The 17746-nt window shown below is 75.4% G+C and carries 15 protein-coding genes; 8 read left to right on the forward strand and 7 right to left on the reverse strand.

What is annotated here, in order from left to right; all coding sequences use genetic code 11:
* Window positions 1–47 precede the first annotated feature (47 nt).
* A complete protein-coding gene (locus ACWEMJ_RS00005; protein WP_452134602.1) occupies window positions 48–926 on the reverse strand; it encodes an alpha/beta hydrolase in 879 nt (292 codons plus the stop codon).
* 111 nt (window positions 927–1037) lie between these two features.
* Here ACWEMJ_RS00005 and ACWEMJ_RS00010 point away from each other — a divergent pair, with 111 nt between their 5' ends.
* A complete protein-coding gene (locus ACWEMJ_RS00010; protein ID WP_452134603.1) occupies window positions 1038–2975 on the forward strand; it encodes an AfsR/SARP family transcriptional regulator in 1938 nt (645 codons plus the stop codon).
* A gap of 28 nt (window positions 2976–3003) precedes the next feature.
* Here ACWEMJ_RS00010 and ACWEMJ_RS00015 read toward each other — a convergent pair whose 3' ends face one another.
* Window positions 3004–3720, reverse strand: coding sequence for a response regulator (locus ACWEMJ_RS00015; RefSeq protein WP_452134604.1), 717 nt, complete (start codon window positions 3718–3720; stop codon window positions 3004–3006).
* Window positions 3717–5351 (reverse strand): ATP-binding protein, encoded by a 1635-nt coding sequence (locus tag ACWEMJ_RS00020; protein ID WP_452134605.1) that lies wholly within the window; start codon window positions 5349–5351, stop codon window positions 3717–3719. The genes ACWEMJ_RS00015 and ACWEMJ_RS00020 overlap by 4 nt, the downstream gene beginning before the upstream one ends.
* Window positions 5352–5534: 183 nt before the next feature.
* Here ACWEMJ_RS00020 and ACWEMJ_RS00025 point away from each other — a divergent pair, with 183 nt between their 5' ends.
* From ACWEMJ_RS00025 to ACWEMJ_RS00035, 3 genes are all read left to right on the forward strand, one after another.
* A complete protein-coding gene (locus tag ACWEMJ_RS00025) occupies window positions 5535–6896 on the forward strand; it encodes a cation:dicarboxylate symporter family transporter (protein WP_452134606.1) in 1362 nt (453 codons plus the stop codon).
* A gap of 130 nt (window positions 6897–7026) precedes the next feature.
* Window positions 7027–7998, forward strand: coding sequence for an AraC-like ligand-binding domain-containing protein (locus tag ACWEMJ_RS00030; protein WP_452134607.1), 972 nt, complete (start codon window positions 7027–7029; stop codon window positions 7996–7998).
* A 183-nt stretch (window positions 7999–8181) separates the two neighbouring features.
* Window positions 8182–9528: a PucR family transcriptional regulator gene (locus ACWEMJ_RS00035; RefSeq protein WP_452134608.1), complete on the forward strand. Its 1347-nt coding sequence runs from the start codon at window positions 8182–8184 to the stop codon at window positions 9526–9528.
* Window positions 9529–9799: 271 nt separating this feature from the next.
* Here the strand turns inward: ACWEMJ_RS00035 and ACWEMJ_RS00040 are convergent, their stop codons facing one another.
* The gene (locus ACWEMJ_RS00040; RefSeq protein ID WP_452134609.1) at window positions 9800–10756 is read right to left on the reverse strand and encodes a hypothetical protein; all 957 of its coding nucleotides are present in this window, start codon (window positions 10754–10756) and stop codon (window positions 9800–9802) included.
* Window positions 10757–10910: 154 nt separating this feature from the next.
* Here ACWEMJ_RS00040 and ACWEMJ_RS00045 point away from each other — a divergent pair, with 154 nt between their 5' ends.
* From ACWEMJ_RS00045 to ACWEMJ_RS00055, 3 genes are all read left to right on the forward strand, one after another.
* Window positions 10911–11192 carry a hypothetical protein gene (locus tag ACWEMJ_RS00045; protein ID WP_452134610.1) on the forward strand — a complete coding sequence of 94 codons (282 nt, stop codon included), beginning with the start codon at window positions 10911–10913 and terminating at the stop codon, window positions 11190–11192.
* The gene (locus tag ACWEMJ_RS00050; RefSeq protein WP_452134611.1) at window positions 11189–11341 is read left to right on the forward strand and encodes a hypothetical protein; all 153 of its coding nucleotides are present in this window, start codon (window positions 11189–11191) and stop codon (window positions 11339–11341) included. Before ACWEMJ_RS00045 ends, ACWEMJ_RS00050 begins: the two co-directional genes overlap by 4 nt.
* A gap of 76 nt (window positions 11342–11417) precedes the next feature.
* Window positions 11418–11756: a hypothetical protein gene (locus ACWEMJ_RS00055; protein ID WP_452134612.1), complete on the forward strand. Its 339-nt coding sequence runs from the start codon at window positions 11418–11420 to the stop codon at window positions 11754–11756.
* A gap of 14 nt (window positions 11757–11770) precedes the next feature.
* Here the strand turns inward: ACWEMJ_RS00055 and ACWEMJ_RS00060 are convergent, their stop codons facing one another.
* Both ACWEMJ_RS00060 and ACWEMJ_RS00065 read right to left on the reverse strand, forming a co-directional pair.
* Window positions 11771–12997, reverse strand: a complete 1227-nt coding sequence (locus tag ACWEMJ_RS00060; RefSeq protein ID WP_452134613.1) for an MFS transporter — start codon at window positions 12995–12997, stop codon at window positions 11771–11773.
* A gap of 217 nt (window positions 12998–13214) precedes the next feature.
* Window positions 13215–13346, reverse strand: a complete 132-nt coding sequence (locus tag ACWEMJ_RS00065; RefSeq protein WP_452134614.1) for a hypothetical protein — start codon at window positions 13344–13346, stop codon at window positions 13215–13217.
* A 322-nt stretch (window positions 13347–13668) separates the two neighbouring features.
* Between ACWEMJ_RS00065 and ACWEMJ_RS00070 the strand changes: the two genes are divergently transcribed.
* On the forward strand, window positions 13669–16752 hold the full coding sequence (locus tag ACWEMJ_RS00070) for an NACHT domain-containing protein (protein ID WP_452134615.1): 3084 nt from the start codon (window positions 13669–13671) through the stop codon (window positions 16750–16752).
* Here the strand turns inward: ACWEMJ_RS00070 and cynR are convergent.
* Entirely contained in the window at window positions 16745–17656 is a 912-nt protein-coding gene (gene cynR, locus ACWEMJ_RS00075) for a transcriptional regulator CynR (RefSeq protein WP_452134616.1), read from the reverse strand. The two genes, ACWEMJ_RS00070 and cynR, sit on opposite strands and share 8 nt — an antisense overlap.
* Window positions 17657–17746 lie beyond the last annotated feature (90 nt).

Consider the following 17746-nt stretch of genomic DNA (forward strand, 5'->3'; position numbering starts at 1 on the left):
CCGCCGGGCCGGCCCCCCCCGCGGCCGACGGGTCGGGAGCAGCGGGCTCAGCGGGCCAGCAGGGCCCGGATCGCGGCCGCGGTCTCGTCGGGTGCCTCTTCGGCCATGAAGTGCCCGGCGCGGGTCAGCCGGTGGTCCAGGTCCGGCGCCCACGCCTTCCACACCCCGGCGGCGTCGTAGCCGAGCTGCGCGCCCCAGTCCTGCTGGACGACCGTCACGGGCATGGCCAGCTGCGAGCCGGCGTCCAGGTCGGCCTGGTCGTGCGTGACGTCGATGCCCGCCGAGGCCCGGTAGTCCGCGACGATCGACGTCACGGCCGCGGCGCTGGCCCGCAGGTACTCGGCACGCACCTCCTCGGGCATGGCGGTCGGGTCGTTGGCCCAGGCGTCGAGGAAGGAGCCGAAGAACGCGTCCGCGCTGCCCGCGATCATCGCCTCCGGCAGGCCCGGCGGCTGCGCCATCAGGAAGAGGTGGTAGCCGACCGCCGCCGAGACGCCGTGCAGGACGTTCCACGTGTCGAGCGTCGGCAGGATGTCGAGGATGCCCAGGTGCGTGACGGTCTCGGGGTGGTCCAAGCCCGCCCGGAAGGCGACGTGGGCGCCCCGGTCGTGGCCGACGAGGGCGAAGCGCTCGTGGCCGAGCGCCGCCGCCAGCGCCACGACGTCGGCGGCCATGGCGCGCTTGGCGTACACCTCGGGGTCGGTGGCCGCCGGCTTGTCGCTGGCGCCGTAGCCCCGCAGGTCGGGGCAGATCACCGTGTGCTCGTCGGCGAGCCGTTCGGCGACGTGGCGCCACATCAGGTGGGTCTGGGGAAAACCGTGCAGCAGCACGACCGGGCTTCCGCTGCCGCCGACGGCTGCGGCCAGCTCCACACCGTCCGCACCGGGCAGGCGGACGTGGTCGAAACCGGGAATGGCGAGCGTCATGAGGGACCACCCTCTCGGGTCGGGGACTTGTCCCGATCAGCTTGCGCGACGGCGATCAGCAGCCGATCAGTACGGTTGGGCCGGCCGGCCCCCGGCACGGAGGATGGGGGCATGCGAATCGACGTGCTCGGTGCGGTGCGGGCCCTCCGCGACGACGGCAGCCAGGTTGACCTGGGCGGACCCCGGCATCGTGAGGTGCTCGCCCGGCTCGTCGCCGCCGAGGGACGGATGGTCACCACCGACACCCTCGTCGGCGACCTGTGGACCGATCCGCCTGCCCGCGCCGTCGGTGCGCTGCGGACCTTCGTCGCCGCGCTGCGCCGTGCCCTCGAACCCGACCGGCCGCCCCGCACTCCGCCGCGCGTCCTCGTCACCGAAGGTCCCGGCTACGCGCTGCGCCTGCCGCGCGAGGACGTGGACGTCCACCGGTTCCAGGACACCCTGGCCCGTGCCCGCCGCGACCCGGCCGCGGTGAGCGACCTCGGCGCGGCGCTCGCGGCCTGGCGCGGGCCCGCCTACGCCGATGTGACCGGCTCCGCATGGGCGCAGCGCGAGCAGAACCGGCTGGAGGAGTTGAGGTTGGCGGGGGTGGAACTGCGCGCCCGGATCCTTCTCGACGCCGGGGAAGGGGCCGATCTCGTCGCCGAGCTGGGCGCCCACGTCGCCGAACACCCGTGGCGCGAGCCGGCCTGGGAGCTGCTGGCCCGCGCGCTGTACCGCGCGGGCCGCCAGGCCGACGCGCTCGCCACTCTCCGCCGGGCCCGCGCGATGCTCGTCGACCAACTCGGACTCGACCCCGGTGACGGCCTCCGGCGCCTGGAGACGGACATCCTCAACGGGTCCGCGTCCCCGGAAGGAGCCCGGACGGGGTGGACCGGCCCGGGTGTCCGGCTCGGCCCACGCACCACGGTGGATCTGGCCCGCACCCTCGCGCTGGCGGGTGGCGACGCCCTGGTGCGCTCGCGGCGCGACCGCCTCGCCGCCGTCCGGGCGGCGGAACGCACGGGAGACCTCTCCCTGACCGCCCGGATCATCGGCGCCTACGACGTGCCCGCGCTCTGGAGCCGGGCCGACGACCCCGAGCAGTCCCGCGCCGTCGTCGCGGCTGCCGAGCGCGCGCTCACCGGGCTGGGTCCGGACGGCCCCGCGGACCTGCGCGCCCGTCTCCTGGCCACGGTCGCCGTCGAGAGCCGCAGCGCCGATCTGTCCGAGGCCGAGCTGGGGCGCGCGCGGCAGGCGGCGCGGCAGGCCGAGGAGCTGGCACGGCGCCTGGCCGATCCCGCCCTGCTGGCCTTCGCCCTCAACGGGGTGTTCCTGCAGTCCTTCGGCAGCCCCGGGCTCGCGGCGGCCCGGGACCGGATCGGCGCCGAGATCCTCGACCTGGCGACCCGGCACGAGCTGCCGAACTTCGCCGTGCTCGGCCGACTCGTCCGCCTGCAGTCCGCCTCGGCCCTCGGCGACCTCGACGGCGCGGCCTCGCACGCCGACGCGGCCGACCGGCTCGCCGCCGCCACCGAGGCGTCCCTCGTCCCCGTCCTCACCGGGTGGTTCAGGGCCCGGGCCGCGGCCGCCCGCAGCACCGAACCCGGCGGGCCGACCGCCGCCGCCGCGGCGGCCCGGTACCGCGCCGCCGAGGAGGCCCTGCGGACGGCCGGGATGCCGGGACTGCACCGCGGCCTGTTCCCACTCGCCCTGCTGGGGCTGCGCCTGCTGCACGACCGGCCCGCGCCCACCGACCCGCAGCTCGACTGGGGCCCGTACCGGCCGTGGGCCCGCCCGCTCGTGCTGCTCGCCCAGGACCGGGTCGAGCAGGCCCGGGCCGCCCTCGCCGCGGTGCCCGAACCGCCGCGCGACCACCTGCAGGAGGCCCTGTGGTGCCTGACCGCCCGCGCCGCCGTACGCCTCGACGAGCGCGGGATCGCCGCGCGCGCTGCGGCCGCCCTGCGCGACGCCGGCGCCGAACACGCCGGCGCCGCCAGCGGCATGCTGACCCTGGGCCCGGTGGCGCGGTACCTGGCGGAGGCGCAGGAATGCGCCGCAGCACGGTAGGCGACCGCGGCCCGTGCGCGCCGGTGGGTCAGTCGCTGCGCCACCGGTAGCCGAGCTCCGGGCGGCCGACGTGGCCGTAGCGGGGTTCACGGGTGGCGTGGCCGGTGGTGACGAGGTGTTCGAGGTAGCGGCGGGCGGTGATGCGGGAGACGCCGGTGGTCTCGGCGGCGGCTGCCGCGGAGAGGCCGTCGGGGGCGGTGCGCAGCGCGGTGGCGACGGTGTCGAGGGTGGCGGCGGTCAGGCCTTTGGGGAGGCTGGTGCGGTCGGTGCCGCGCAGCAGGGCGAGCGCCCGGTCGACCTCGTCCTGGCCGAGGGCCTCGCCGTCGCGGCCGAGGCTGGCCCGGTAGCGGGCGTACTGGCGCAGCCGGTCGCCGAGGGCGGCGGCGCCGAAGGGTTTCAGCAGGTACTGGACGACGCCGGAGGTGACGGCCTGCCGGACGGTGGCGAGGTCGCGGGCGGAGGTGACGGCGATGACGTCGGCGGTGTGCCCGGCGGCGCGCAGCGTGGCGCACAGGTGCAGGCCGTGGCCGTCGGGGAGGTAGAGGTCGAGCAGGATCAGTTCGACGGGGGCGTTCTCGTCGCGGGCGCGGTCGAGGGCGCGGACGGCTTCGGCGCGGGAGTGCGCGGTGGCGGTGACGGTGAAGCCGGGGGTGCGGGCGACGTAGCGGGTGTGGGCGTCGGCGGCGACGGGGTCGTCCTCGACCACCAGGACGCGGATCGGCCGGGGTTCGGGGCTGCCGGTCATGCGTCCGCCGCCGGGCGCTGGAGCGGGAGTCGGACGGTGAGCACGGCGCCGCCGTCGTGGAAGCCGGCTTCGCCGAGGCGGACGTCGCCGCCGTTGCGGCGGGCGGTCTGGGCGACCAGGGCGAGGCCGAGGCCGCGGCCGTGCTGTTTGGTGGTCCAGCCGCGCCGGAAGACCTCGTCGGCGGCGGCGGGGTCGACGCCGGTGCCGGTGTCGGCGACCTCGATCAGCAGGTGGCCGTGGTCGGTGCGGGCGGTGACGCGGACTTCGGGGGCGGCCTGGGCGGCGTTCTCGATGGCGGCGTCGACGGCGTTGTCGATCAGGTTGCCGAGCAGGGTGACCAGGTCGCGGGGGGTGAGCCGGTCGGGCAGCACGCCGTCGTCGATCCGGCTGTCCTCGGTGAGGCGGAGTTCGACGCCGCGTTCGGCGGCCTGGGCGGCCTTGCCGAGCAGCAGGGCGGCGAGCACGGGTTCGCCGACGGCGCCGACGACCTGGTCGGTGAGGCGCTGGGCGAGGGCGAGTTCGGCGGTGGCGAACTCCACGGCCTCGCGGTGGCGGCCGAGTTCGATCAGCGAGACCACGGCGTGCAGCCGGTTTGCGGCTTCGTGGGCCTGCGCGTCGAGGGCCGCGGCGATGCCCTTGACGGTGTCCAACTCGCCGGTGAGGCCCTGGAGTTCGGTGTGGTCGCGGAGGGTGATCACGCTGCCGAGGCCGGGCCCGACGGGCGAGGTGTTGACCAGCAGGACGCGTTCGGCGGTCAGGTGCACCTCGTCGCGGACCGGCTGCTCGGACTCCAGCGCCCGGGTCAGCGAACCCGGCAGGCCGAGCTGACGCACCGTCAACTCCCCATCGTTCTCCTCCAGTTGGAGCAGTTCGCGGGCGGCGTCGTTGCACAGCAGCACGCGGTGGTCGCGGTCGAGCAGGACGAGTCCCTCGCGCACCGAGTGCAGCGTCGCCTGGTGGTAGTCGTAGAGGTGGGCGAGTTCCTCGGCGTCCATGCCGTGGGTGTGGCGGCGCAGCCGGGTGGCGACCAGGTAGCTGGCGCCCGCGCCGAGGGTGAGCGCGCCGCCGGCGATGCCGGCCAGGGCGAGCAGCGGGGTGCGCAGCCGGGCGGAGATGTTGTCGACGGTGATGCCGGCGCTGACCAGGGCGACCACGTGGTGGGTGTCGTCGTAGACGGGGGCGACGACGCGGACGGAGGGGCCGAGGGTGCCGGTGTAGGTCTCCTGCTGGAGGCGTCCCTGCCGGGCCTGGTCGATGTGGCCGAGGAAGGGGCGGCCGATCTGCGCCGGGTCGGGGTGGGTCCAGCGGATGCCGTCCGGGTTCATGACGGTGACGAAGTCGACGCTGGTGTCGGCGCGGACCTGCTGGGCGTACGGCTGGAGGACGGCACTGGGGTCGGGTTCGGTGACGGCGGTGCGGACGGTGGGCGAGTCGGCGACGGACAGCGCGACGGCGGTGGCCTCGTGGCGGGCGGTGTCCTCGGCGCGGCCGGCGGTGAACAGGTAGGCGAGGACGGCGCCGCCCGCGACCACGGCTCCGACGATGACCACCTGGACGGCGAACAGCCGTCCGGCCAGGCTGCGGCCCCGGCGGAGGCGGGCGGCGCTGGGGGGCGGGCCGGTCGGGTGCATGACGACAAGTGTGCCCGGTCACGGGCGGGTCACGGCATCCGCGGTACCCGTGAACTCTATGACCGTAACCGTGACGTCCCTCACGGCGGGGCGAATAGTCGTGCGCGGCCCGCCACCCACGGGCCGGTCGCGTCCACCCCCTCAAGGACGCGGTGCGAGCCTAGCGGCGAAGGAGCCGAACGGATGACCCCCACCACGAACGGGAAGCCGACGAAGAGAACGGATCGGACCCACTACCTGTACCTCGCGGTGATCGCGGCGGTGGTGGCGGCGATCGTGGTGGGTCTGGCCGCGCCGAAGTTCGCGGTGGAGCTGAAGCCGGTCGGCACCGGCTTCGTCAACCTGATCAAGATGATGATCTCTCCGGTGATCTTCTGCACCATCGTGCTGGGTGTGGGGTCGGTCACCAAGGCGGCGAAGGTCGGCCGGGTCGGCGGCCTGGCGCTCGGCTACTTCCTGCTGACCTCGACGGTCGCGCTCGGCATCGGTCTGCTGGTGGGCAACCTGCTGGAGCCGGGCAGCGGACTGCACCTGACGTCGGCGCTGGCCAAGTCCGGGCACGCGCAGGCCGTGGCGGGTGCCTCGTCCACCAGCGAGTTCGTGCTCGGGATCATCCCGACCACGCTGGTGTCGGCGCTGACCGAGGGCCAGGTGCTGCAGACCCTGCTGGTGGCGCTGCTGGTCGGTTTCGCGCTCCAGGGCATGGGCGCGGCGGGCGCGCCGGTCCTGCGCGGCGTGGAGCACCTGCAGAAGCTGGTGTTCCGGGTGATGTCGATGATCATGTGGGTGGCGCCGATCGGCGCGTTCGGCGCGATGGCGGCGGTGGTCGGCGCGACCGGCACGGCGGCGCTGAAGAGCCTCGCCGTGATCATGATCGGCTTCTACGTGACCTGCGTGCTGTTCGTGGTCGTGGTGCTCGGCCTGCTGCTGCGGCTGGCCGCCGGAGTGAACGTCTTCGCGCTGCTGCGCTACCTGGGCCGCGAGTTCCTGCTGATCCTGTCCACCTCGTCCTCCGAGAGCGCGCTGCCCCGGCTGATCTCGAAGATGGAGCACCTGGGGGTGAGCCGCCCGGTCGTCGGCATCACCGTGCCGACCGGCTACAGCTTCAACCTGGACGGCACCGCCATCTACCTGACGATGGCCTCGATCTTCATCTCCGAGGCGATGGACAAGCCGATGTCGATCGGCGAGCAGCTGTCGCTGCTGCTGTTCATGGTGATCGCCTCCAAGGGCGCGGCGGGCGTCACCGGCGCCGGCCTGGCCACCCTCGCGGGCGGTCTGCAGTCGCACAAGCCCGCGCTGGTGGACGGCGTCGGCCTGATCGTCGGCATCGACCGCTTCATGTCGGAGGCCCGCGCCCTGACCAACTTCGCGGGCAACGCGGCCGCCACCGTGCTGATCGGCCACTGGACGGGCGAGCTCGACCGCGAGCGGATGAACGCCGTGTTGACCGGGACGCTCCCCTACGACGAGAGCGCGGGCACGCCGGAGCACGTCGAGCTGCCCGCCCAGGCGGAGGCCCCGGCGACGGCCCAGGCTGCCTGACCAGGCCCTCGTACCTGCCAGTAACCTCGTTTGACGTGGCGTTTCGCCCCCGTCGGCGTCCCGGATCCACCCGGACACCGGCGGGGGCTTCGCCGTTCGGCCGACCGACCGCGCGCCCCCGGGAGAATGTGTGCTGCTGCTCGACCTCACCACCGTGCCACCACGCGAACGGGCGGAAGCCTTCCATCACGCGTTGACGGACTCGTTCGTGCCCAACGACATCTCCCACGAGGAGCCCGAGACCGGCATCCACGCCCGCGTCGAGCACTGGCGGGTCGGCGGGCTGGACCTGATCTCCACCCGGAACTCGGGCTTCGAGGTGCGGCGGACGGCCCGGCACGTCCGCCACCACCGGGAGAACCCGGTGGTCTCGGTCTCGCTCCAGCCCCTGGGCGTCCACCGCGCCGAGGCCGGCGGCCGGCAGAACCTCCTCGGCCTCGACGACATCTGCGTCTTCCACGAACTGTCGCCCCGGGTGTACGGCTGGTCCGGCGACGGCGCCTCCCGCTCGATCATGTTCGACATGAACCGCCTCGGCGTCCCCGTCGACGCGGTGGTGCGGGCCTCCCTGCAACTGCGCGCCAGCCCGATGCACGGCCTGGTGATGCAGCACCTGCAGGGCCTGTGGCGCGACCCCGACCGGCTCGCCGCCGACCCCGGCGCGGGGGCCCTGGCCGCCGCCACCACCGAACTCGTCCGCGCCCTGCTGCTCTCCGCCGCCCACGCCGAACAGGCCCCCGAGGTCAGGGCGACGATGGACGAGACGCTGCTGACCCGGATCATGGCCCACGCGCGGGCCAACCTCACCGACCGGAGCCTCACCCCCGAACGCCTCGCGGCCGAGCACGCGATCTCGCTGCGCCGGCTCTACGGCCTGTTCAACGCGGCCGGGATCAGCCTCGAACAGTGGCTCATCACCGAACGCCTCGCCCAGGCCCGCCGGATGCTCGCCGCACCCCGGTACGACCGCCTCACCGTCGCCGCCGTCGCCGCCCGGTGCGGCTTCTCCAGCCCCAGCCACTTCAGCCGCCGCTTCCAGGCCGCCACCGGCGTCACCCCGAGCGAGTGGCGCCGCCTCGGCGGGGCGGCGGGCACCGAGTAGCGGGCGCGCGGCGGGGCGGCCGGGGCCGGGGCAGCCGGCGGACGGCGGGGCGATCGGGGGCAGGGTGACAGCTGCGCGCGGCGGGCGGGAGGCACGTTGCACGCAGGGGCAAGAGTCGTGCGCCGTGGGGCATCGCGGGGGTGCCACCGTGGCAGGGAGAGATCCCGACGACCTAGGACGGCCATGACCCCGCAGCAGCGACGAGACCATGTCGGCGGTACCGAGGTGTACCGGCTGGTCGAGGAGCTCGCGGAGTCGCTCGGCCGGTCCGTGGCCCTCGCCGACCCGCTGATCGGCCGGGTCCGGTCGAGTCGGCACTACGAGGACGCGGATCCGGCGCGCGTCCACACCGTGCTGCACGGAGGGGCGATCCGCGACGCCGCGGAGTTCGTCCTCGGCCAGGGCGTCGCCCGGTGGTCCCGGCCGGGCTTCTTCGCCGGCCGGGAGGACCTCGGGCTGCTGCCCCGCTACTGCGTCCCGCTGCGCGAACGCGGCCACCTGCTCGGCCTGTTGCTGCTCATCGCACCCGACATGTCGCTGCCGCCCGAGGTGACCGAGGCCGTCGCCCGCGCCACCCCGGCCATCGCCCGCGAGCTGTACGCCGACCACGTCCTGGCCGACGCGGCGCGGGCCCGCGAGCAGGAGCTGCTGCTGTCACTGCTGGATGCGGACCCCGTCGAGCGCGCCGAGGCCCGCGCCGGGCTGCTGGCGGAGGCGCTGCTGCCGGACGGCCCGCACGCGGTGGTCAGCGTCGTGCAGCTCGGACGCTCCGGCGTCTCGTCCGGCCGGGCGGCGGCCGTCCTGCACGAGGTGGTGGACGCCCGGGCCCGGAGCCGCTCGGGGCGCGGCGCCTTCGCGATCACCCCGGAGCGCGCCGTCCTGCTCCAGCTCACCGACCGGCCGATGCCCGCGGAGGCCCTCCGCGAGCAGTCCGCACGCCTCCTGACCGCGCTCGGCGTCCGGCCCGACGCCTCCTTCCGGCCCGTCGTCGGCATCGGCAGCCGGCAGCCCGGTCTGGACGGCGCCCGGTCCTCCTACGAACAGGCACTGGTCGCCGTCCGGGCGGCCCGCCGGATGCCCGCCCTGGGCGGCGTCGGCGCCTGGGACGACCTCGGCGAGTGCGCGGTCCTGCTGCAACTGCCGGACCACGCCCTGAACGAGTCGCTGCTGCCCGCGCCGCTGCGGGCCCTGCTCGAATCCGACGGCGGCCGGCGCCTGGAGGAGACCCTGCGCTGCTACCTCGACCGGGCCGGGTCCGTCCCCCGCACCGCCGAGGCCCTGCGGATCCACCGCACCTCGCTGTACTACCGGCTGCGGCAGATCCAGGAGATCACCGGCCTCGACCTCGACAACGGCGCCGACCGCATCACCCTCCACCTGGGCCTGCGCACCCACGAACTCCTGCTGTCCATCGGCATGTTGGACCAGCCGAACGCACGCCCGAGCACCGCACCGGTCCGCGACGAACTCGCCCTGCGCTGGCAGACCAGGCCCACCACCACCGGCCGGCCCCGGGCCCGAGCCGCCTGACGCCCCTGCCGGAACGGCCGCTCCGGCGCGCCGTACTGGTGGGTGCCGGACAGCAGCCACGCCTGCGGCGCCTGCAAGAGCACGGCGGCCATCGTCGACCGGCCCCCCGGCCGCCGGAGATGCGCGGCGGCAGACGCGCCCGCCCCACGCCTCCTCCCGGCTCCCCCGGCCCCTCTTCCAGGACCGCCCACTCGGCTTCCTCCCGGCCCGGCGCGCCGCCCCTGCGCTCAACGGGTTCGTCGGAATTCCCTGCCCTGGAAGGGAGTTGGCGTCACGCCGGGTCGGAGGTGCTGCCGGAGAGGGCCCAGGCGAGGCCGGTGGCCGGGTCTTCGAGGGCGAGGTGCAGGTGGCGCAGCTCGTCGCCCGGTTCGGTCCAGGTCAGGCAGTGCAGGCGGGCGACCAGGGCGTCGACGGTGCTCGCCGGCGGAGCGGCTTCGGCGGCCATCGTGGTGAGCAACTGCCAGACGGCGAGCCTGCCTTGGGCCGCTCCCCGGTGGGGGCGGGCGGAGGCGAGGTGGACCAGGGCCGGGTACAGCGCGGCGAACGGGAGCTGGCCGCCGATGACGTCCGGCCCGGCGGCGAGCTGCGCGGCGGCGTCGGTGGCGCGGCCGCGCACGCACACGGCGGTGGTCCAGTCCGCCAGCGCGGCGAGCCGGGCGGTCGCCGGCACTCCGGTCAACCTCGCACCGGGGGACGGGAGTTCGACGACACCGAGCCCTTCGCGGGTGGGCGGCGCCAGGTGCAGGGCGCGCCGCGCACCGCCCCCGGCCAGGTATTCGCGGACCCGGGTGTCGCGCTCCCACCCGCAGTCCTCCCACGGGCGCAGCCGCCACGGCACCCCCGCCTCGTCGCAGCCGCCGGGCAGGCTGTCGCCCAGCAGCGCCCGGGTGTGCGCGGCCGGCCGCCGGATCGCGGGCGGCAGCGGCAGCGCGTCGAGCACCGCCCACGGGTGGCGGGTGGCGAGCACCTCCCACAGCGGCCCGGCGTCGTGGTCCCCCACGGTGGCCGCCGCACCGGGCCCGCCGACGGGGTCGAACAGCCGCGCCCCGACGGCCGGGGGCGCGCCGTACGCCACCAGGTGACCGAGCGGCCCCGCCAGCGGGTCTCCGAGCCCCTTGGCCAGCCGGAACCGCCCCGCCAGCTCCCCCCACCGCCCCCGCGCGGCCAACCACTGCCCGGACGGCCCCCACCCGTACCGCACCGGCTCCGTCCCGCTGTCGACGATCATCCGCTCAATGTACGGCGACGCCCCGGGCCCGGCCCGCCGACACGGACACGGCGACCGGCGAGCCACCGGTTTCGCGCGCACCTGCGGCCCGTCGCCGCCGTCAATGTCGGCAACCTCCTGACAGGCGCGACCGCGCTCCGGTATCCCTGTGCGGGTGACCACCAGCGAGACCCCCGAAACCGCCGACGCCCCCGCCTCCGACGAAGGCGCCGTCCGCGCGGCCGGCCGCGCCGCCAAGGCCTTCGTCAAGAAGCACCGCAAGGCCGTCGTCGGCACGGCGGTGGCAGTCGTGGCCGCCGTCGCCGTAGCGCTGCTGACGGCCTCCGGCGACCCGGACGACGACGAGCAGGACCCGGCGGAGGAGGAATTCGACGCGCCACTCCCCGACCCCGCCCCCGACGGGCCGCGCCGCAGGTCACCCGTCGAACACCGGTGAAGGACGCCCTGGTCACGATCACCGGCCAGGCCAGTGACCGCGCCAGGGCCAACCGCGCCGCAGCGTTCGAAGCCGGGCTCGTCGACACGCCGGAGATCCCCGACGGCTACACCCACCGCATCCACCACACCCGGGGCACCGCGGCCTGAGGCCCACCCGCGGCCACCGGGCGGAGCAGGGCATCGGATACTGGCCCGACCACGACGTCACCACGCGAAGGCCACCATGGGGATCGAACTCGAACTGCACTCCGCCCGGCCGGAGATCCGCTTCTGGGACAGGTCCAGGGCCACCCTGTTGAAGGGCCTGTACGACCACGGTGACGCGCTGGCGGAGGTGCTGGGCAAGCTGCGGTACGACGGCCCCGGCCTGTTGCCGACGGTCGATCCGTACGGCAACACGATGTTCGACGGGCAGCAGGCGCGACGTGCCCTGGGCGAGATCGCGGGGCTGCGGCAGCTGTGCACCGACGGGTCGCAACAGGACGCCGTCACGGACCTGGCGGTGCTGTTGGAGTGCTGTGTGGCGGCGCCCGGCAGCATCCTCTGGTTCGTCGGTGACTGAACCGCCCCGGGACGTCAGCCTCCCAGCGGCGCGGTGCGCCGGCGGGCGGCCGGGCGCCAGGTGGGGGCGGCGAGGAGGGCGGCCAGCGGCGGGGTCGCGGCGAGCAGCAGGCAGAGCGCCAGCGGCAGGCGTTCGGTGAGCGGGCCGACGATCGCGGTGGAGGCCGAACCGCCCGCGTTGAAGGCCGTGTTGACCCAGGCGCCGGCCCGGGTGCGCTGCTCGGGCGGGGCGATCTCGTCGGTGAGCAGGTAGGCGGTGGTCAGGGTCGGGGCGACGGCCAGTCCGGCGAACGCGGCGATCACGGCCAGGACGGGCAGGGACGGCGCGAGCGCGGCCAGGGCGAGTGCGGTGCCGAGCACGGCGGTCAGCACGGTGAGCCGGTTCCCGGCCGCCGTACGCCAGTTGACGGCCCCCAGGGCGAGTCCGCCGATCGCGCTGCCCGCCGCGAGCGCGGCCTCCACCCAGGCGACGTCCGCGTCCCGCCCGTGGCGGCCCGCGAACACCACGGCCAGCAGCGCGAAGGCGCCGAGCCCGGCCCCGGCCCCGGCGGCGGCCGCCAGGGGCTGGCGGGCCCGGGACAGCAGCTCGCGAGTCGCCGAACCCGACTCAGGAGAAGGCGAGTTGGAAGCATCGGCGGCGGCCGGGAATCGCGGCACCGAGGCGGCCAGCGCGAGCGTCCCGCCGAAGGCGAGGGCCGCGCTGAGCAGCAGGCCGACCGCCGGGCGGGCCGCCGACGCGAGGATGCCCGCCAGCAACGGGCCGGTGACGTACAGGAGTTCCTCGGCGACGGTGTCCAAGCTGTAGGCGCGGCGGCGCAGTTCGGGTTCGGTCAGCAGCCGGCTCCACTGCGCGCGGGTGACCGGCCCGAGCGGCGGCGCGCACACACCGGCCGCGGCGGCCAGGCCCAGCAGGACGGGGTACGGGGTGCCGGACCGCCAGGTGGCGGCGGCCAGGGCGAGCAGGGCGAGCGCGTACCCGGCGGCCATCGGCGGCAGTACGCGGCGCGGGCCGTGCCGGTCGACCAGCCCGGCCCGGAACGGGAACAGCAGGACGCTGACGGTGGAGAACACCGCCATCACCCAGCCGGCCCGTGGGTACGAGCCGGTGGTGGCCGCGACGGCGAGCAGTAGGGAGAGCGAGACGGTGCCGTAGGAGAGGCGGCCGATCAGGGCCGCGCCGAACAGCCGGGCCGCGCCGGGCGCGCGCAGCACCGCCCAGTAGGACGAAGTCGACGAAGACATCGGAGAGTTCCTCGAAAAGTCCGGCGCGCAGCGCGCGCCGGTGAAGGTGAACAGGGACGCCGAAGGGGCCGCGCCACCGGTCGTGGTGGGCGGCTGCCGCGTCGGGTCCTAGTCACGGAGAAGGAACATGCCGGCCATGCTAGCGAGCCGGGGCCGGGGGCCGCACGCGAATTGCGTCCGGCCCCCGGGCCCCTCCGGCCCTCACCATGCGGGAGCCTCAGCGCTGCTGCACCCACCACACCGCCAGGCCCGCCAGCGCGGCCCCGCCGGCCCCGGCGGCCGCCCGCACCGCGCTGAACAGGGCCGCCTTCGCCAGCCGCTTCGCCGTCCGTCGTGCGTTGTCGCTCACCACGGGTACACCCCCGATGCGTTGCGCCCGGGCCCGGTGCCGGGGCGCTGCGACCACCATCGGACGGCCGCCCGCCCGATGCCCCGATCTCCGGGCGGGGCGGGCGAGTTGGGCGCTACGCTGCTGGTGGCGGCACTGCCCGCGACCGCCCGCTGCGGGCGGAGCGGGCGGGTGCGGAGCCGTTTCCCGCGTCCGGACAGGGGGCCCACCGATCGCCACGACGGATCCGCGCCGACGCCTGCACAGTGAGCTGCTGGCCCTCAAGGCCGCGGCCGACGCCGCCCGCCGGAAGGCCGGGCTGCGCGCGCTCTCGCAGGCCGAGGTGCAGCGGGCGCTGCGCCAACCCCCGTACGGCATCGCCGACTTCCAGGACCAGCGGCTCAGCGACTGGGTGCCGGCCGAGGCCCGGAACGCGCAGGCGCCGTCCTCCGACAGCACGGACGCGCTGTGGGCGCTGGTCCGGCTCTGGTCGCAGACGGCGGGCCGCCCGCCGCGCACCCGGCGGTACTGGGCCGAGCTGGCGGAGCTGGCCCGCGAGGCCCCGGCGTCGGCCCCCGCGGTCGGGCCGCCGGGCACGGGCTTCCTCGACCGCGTCCCCGCGTACGACCTGGACCGCCTCGGCGAGCAGGCGTTCGGGCAGCTGGCGCGGCTGCTCGCGCTCGCCGACGCGAACTGCCCCGACGCCGGCGGCCAAGACGCCGACGGCGCCGACGTGTTCGACCACGCCGATCCGGACGGCCCGGCCCTCCCGGACGGCCGCGAGGTGGCCGTCTGCTTCGTTCCGCGGCACGCCCGGCAGGGCAGCCGGCTCCCGGCCGAGTGGCTGACCGGGTTCGCGGCGGACCTCGCGAGCCGCGGTGTTCCCGCCCACCGGGTCGTGGTGTACACCAACCTGCCGAGTCCGCCGCCCACCAAGGAGCAGTTCCGGGACCCGCGCGCCGCCCGTCCGGACCCGGACCTGTCGGCGGCGGGACTCCGGGGCCTGCGGATCCGGCGGCAGCAGGACATCCGGGCGGCCCTGCACGCCCGTCCCGGACTGCGCCGCCTGTTCGCGGGGTTCCTCGCGCCGCTCGACCCGCCCGCCCGGACCGAGGAGTTCTTCGACGGCCCGGAGCTCCGGAAGGCCGCCGGGCTGGTCCACGCGCACACCGCCGCCGAGCTGCTGCGCGACCAGTGGGTCCGGCTCGGCCAGGCCGGTGCCGAGGGCGACCGCCAGCGGCTGAGCCTGGGCACGGTGGCCATCGACCTGGACGCCGTGATCTACGAGATCACCGAAACGGCCTCCCCGGGCCGGGCCCGCATCGAGCAGACCGTCGTGCGCAGCGCGCGCCACGTCATCGAACGCGGCGACCGGGTGCTGCGCCCGTCCACCCGCCCCGGGGAGGCCGGGCTGCTGGACGTGGCGCTGATCGGCGGACCCGGCCAGGGCAAGAGCACCCTCGGCCAACTCGTCTGCCAGGCCTACCGGGTGGCCCTGCTCGGCACGGGCGACGCGGCCCACCTGCCGAGCACCACGCGGGCCCTGCTGGCGTCGCTGCACGACGATCTGCGGGCCGCCGACATCCCCGTGCCGCGGGTGCGCCGCTGGCCGATCCGGATCGCGCTGCACGACTTCGCCAACCACCTGGCCACCGGCGGCGACCGCAGCATCCTGCGCTACCTGGCGCAGCGGATCGGCCCGCTGCTCACCGGCGCCCTGGACGCGGAGCTGCTGGAGCAGTGGCTGGCGTACTGGCCGTGGCTGCTGGTGCTGGACGGGCTGGACGAGGTCGCCTCGCCCGAGGTGCGCGAGGAGGTGGTGCTGGCGATCGAGGAATTCCTGCTGCACGTGGGCCGGTTGGACGCCGACCGGCTGATCCTGGCGACCAGTCGGCCGCAGGGCTACCGGGGCGAGTTCCACGTCGGCGACTTCGAGCAGCTGCGGCTGACGCCGCTCGACGCGGAGGCCGCCCGGCACTACGCGCAGCGGCTCGCGGACGCCCGGCACGCCGACGACCCGGAGATGCGCGAGGCGGTGGTGGCCCGGTTCGGCGAGGCCGCGCAGCAGCCGAACACGGCGCGCCTGATGAACACGCCGCTCCAGGTGACCATCATGTCGCTGCTGGTGGAGCGCCGGACCAGGATGCCGCAGAACCGCTTCGAGCTGTTCGAGGCCTACTACTCGACCATCTACGCGCGGGAGGTGGACAAGCCCGGTGAGAGCGGCCGGCTGCTGGCCGAGCACAAGGGCCACATCGACTGGATGCACCAGTACGTCGGCCTGACCCTGCAGTCCCGGGCGGGACAGGCCGAGTCGCTGGACTCCGTGATGCCGGAGGGCGAGCTGCGCGAACGCTCCCGCGCCCGGATGGTCGAGGAGACCGACGACCTGGCGCTGGCCACCGACTTGGCGCCGAAGCTGTTCAACGCGGCCACCGAGCGGCTGGTGCTGCTGGTCGCCCCCGAGGCGGGCCTGGTCGGGTTCGAGGTGCGCAGCCTCCAGGAGTTCATGGCCGCCAAGGCGCTGATCTCCGGCCCGGAGGCGGACATCCTGCCGCGCCTCCAGCAGCTCACCGGCCAACCCGGGTGGCACCACACCTGGCTGCTCGCCGCCGCCGGGATCTTCACCCAGCGCCCGCACCTGCGCGACGGCCTGCTGACGGTGCTGCGCGCCGCGGACACCGACGACCGGGTCGCGATGACGCTGCGCCCGGGCACCGACCTGGCCGCCGCCCTGGTCGAGGACGACCTGGCCCGGGCGCACCCCCGGCACCACCGGCTGCTGCTCGACCACGCCTGCGAGGTGCTGGCGGGCCCGACCGGCCCGAACTTCCGGGCCGTCGCGGACACCCTGGTGCGGGCGGCCGAGCAGTCCACCGGGGCGGCGGAGATCGTCCTGCGGGCCGTCACCAGGGCGATCCGCTCGCCCGAAGTGAGCCTGGTGGGCGGGCTGCTGGTGCTCCGGCGCTGGATCCACGACGACAGCGAGCTGGGGCCCGCGCTGGCCGGGCTGCTCGACCGGACCTTGCAGGCCCTGGACGCCGCGGCCCGCGCCGCGGTGTTCGCCCGGTCCGCCGACGGCGCGTCCTTCGGCGCGTTCGGCATCGAGTCGCTGCAGCACTTCCCCGTCGTCGGGCGCGAGTCGCTCGCGGAGCTCCTCTTCGCGCACGGCAGGCCTCCCTCGGAGCTGGCCGAGGACGTCCCGATCGACCGGGTCCGCGTCCTCGGGGCGGAGCTGCGCACCCTGTCGGCGACCCCGCCGCCGCTGTTCTCCGCCTCCGCCGAGGAGTTGACCGTCGTCGCCGAGGCCGTGGACGCCCAGCCGCTCGCCTGCTGGCCGCTGGCCTCCCAACTGCTGCTCTGGCTGGCCGAGTCGGCGCACCTGTCGCGAGGCGGCCGGCCGCCCCGGGTCCAGGGCGTCAACTGACCGGCTGCGCGTACCCGCGTGCCCGCACCAGTTCGCCGGTCAGCCGCGCGAACGCCCGGCTCGCCGCGCTGCGGTACGCCCCTTCGCGGTGCAGCAGCGTCACCGTCCTGGTCGGCAGCGGCGGGTCCAGCGGCACGGGGCGCAGGTGCGGATGGTCGTCGGTGACGGCGTCGGGCAGCACGGTGGCCAGGTCGGTGCGCCGGACGATCTCCGTCAGCGCCTGGATGGAGTTCGCCTCCACTGTGATCCGCGGCGCGCTCCGGTGCTCCGCGAAGTATCCGTCGATGTGGCCACGGGTCGCGAAGTCGCCGGTGAGCAGCGCGAGTCGGGCTTCCCGCAGGGCGCCGACCGGCAGCGGGTCGGGCAGTTCCCCGGCCCGTTCGGCACCGGTCACCAGGCTGAGCGTCTCGGTGAACAGCGCGTCGCCGGCCACTCCCGGCAGGTGGGTTCCGGCGAAGGCGATGCCGAGGTCGAGCTCGTCGGCGAGCAGGGCGGCCTCGATGCGGTCCTGGGTGGTCTCGGTCAGGGTGAGGCCGACGCCGGGGTGGCGGGCGCGCAGCTCGGCGACCAGCGGGCCGACCAGGTAGGCGGTGAAGGTGGGGGTGACGCCGAGCCGCAGGTGGCCCCGGGTGAGGTCGTGGACGTCGTGGACGGCGCGTTCGGCGGCGGCGAGGTCGCGCAGGGCGCGGCGGGCGTGGTCGGTGTAGACGGCGCCGGCGTCGGTGAGCCGGACGGTGCGGCCGGTGCGGTCGAGCAGTTGGACGCCGAGGGTCCGCTCCAGTTGTCTGATCTGCTGGGAGAGCGTGGGCTGCGAGATGTGCAGCTCTTCGGCGGCGCGGGTGAAGTTGCCCTGTTCGGCGACGGCGAGCAGGTAGCGCAGGTGACGCAGTTCGACGGAGGCCATGCGCCCGACTATAGATGCCACCAATGGAGACCATGGTGAGTGCCTCTTGGACACTATGGACGCAGGTCATGCAGGGTGGACCCATCGACC

Source organism: Kitasatospora sp. NPDC004531, from assembly GCF_053602195.1.

Coding starts and splice junctions, on each gene's coding strand:
- ACWEMJ_RS00005 (WP_452134602.1), bottom strand. CDS start 926: ATGACGCTCGCCATTCCCGGTTTCGACCACGTCCGCCTGCCCGGTGCG.
- ACWEMJ_RS00010 (WP_452134603.1), top strand. CDS start 1,038: ATGCGAATCGACGTGCTCGGTGCGGTGCGGGCCCTCCGCGACGACGGC.
- ACWEMJ_RS00015 (WP_452134604.1), bottom strand. CDS start 3,720: ATGACCGGCAGCCCCGAACCCCGGCCGATCCGCGTCCTGGTGGTCGAG.
- ACWEMJ_RS00020 (WP_452134605.1), bottom strand. CDS start 5,351: ATGCACCCGACCGGCCCGCCCCCCAGCGCCGCCCGCCTCCGCCGGGGC.
- ACWEMJ_RS00025 (WP_452134606.1), top strand. CDS start 5,535: ATGACCCCCACCACGAACGGGAAGCCGACGAAGAGAACGGATCGGACC.
- ACWEMJ_RS00035 (WP_452134608.1), top strand. CDS start 8,182: ATGACCCCGCAGCAGCGACGAGACCATGTCGGCGGTACCGAGGTGTAC.
- ACWEMJ_RS00040 (WP_452134609.1), bottom strand. CDS start 10,756: ATGATCGTCGACAGCGGGACGGAGCCGGTGCGGTACGGGTGGGGGCCG.
- ACWEMJ_RS00055 (WP_452134612.1), top strand. CDS start 11,418: ATGGGGATCGAACTCGAACTGCACTCCGCCCGGCCGGAGATCCGCTTC.
- ACWEMJ_RS00060 (WP_452134613.1), bottom strand. CDS start 12,997: ATGTCTTCGTCGACTTCGTCCTACTGGGCGGTGCTGCGCGCGCCCGGC.
- cynR (WP_452134616.1), bottom strand. CDS start 17,656: ATGGCCTCCGTCGAACTGCGTCACCTGCGCTACCTGCTCGCCGTCGCC.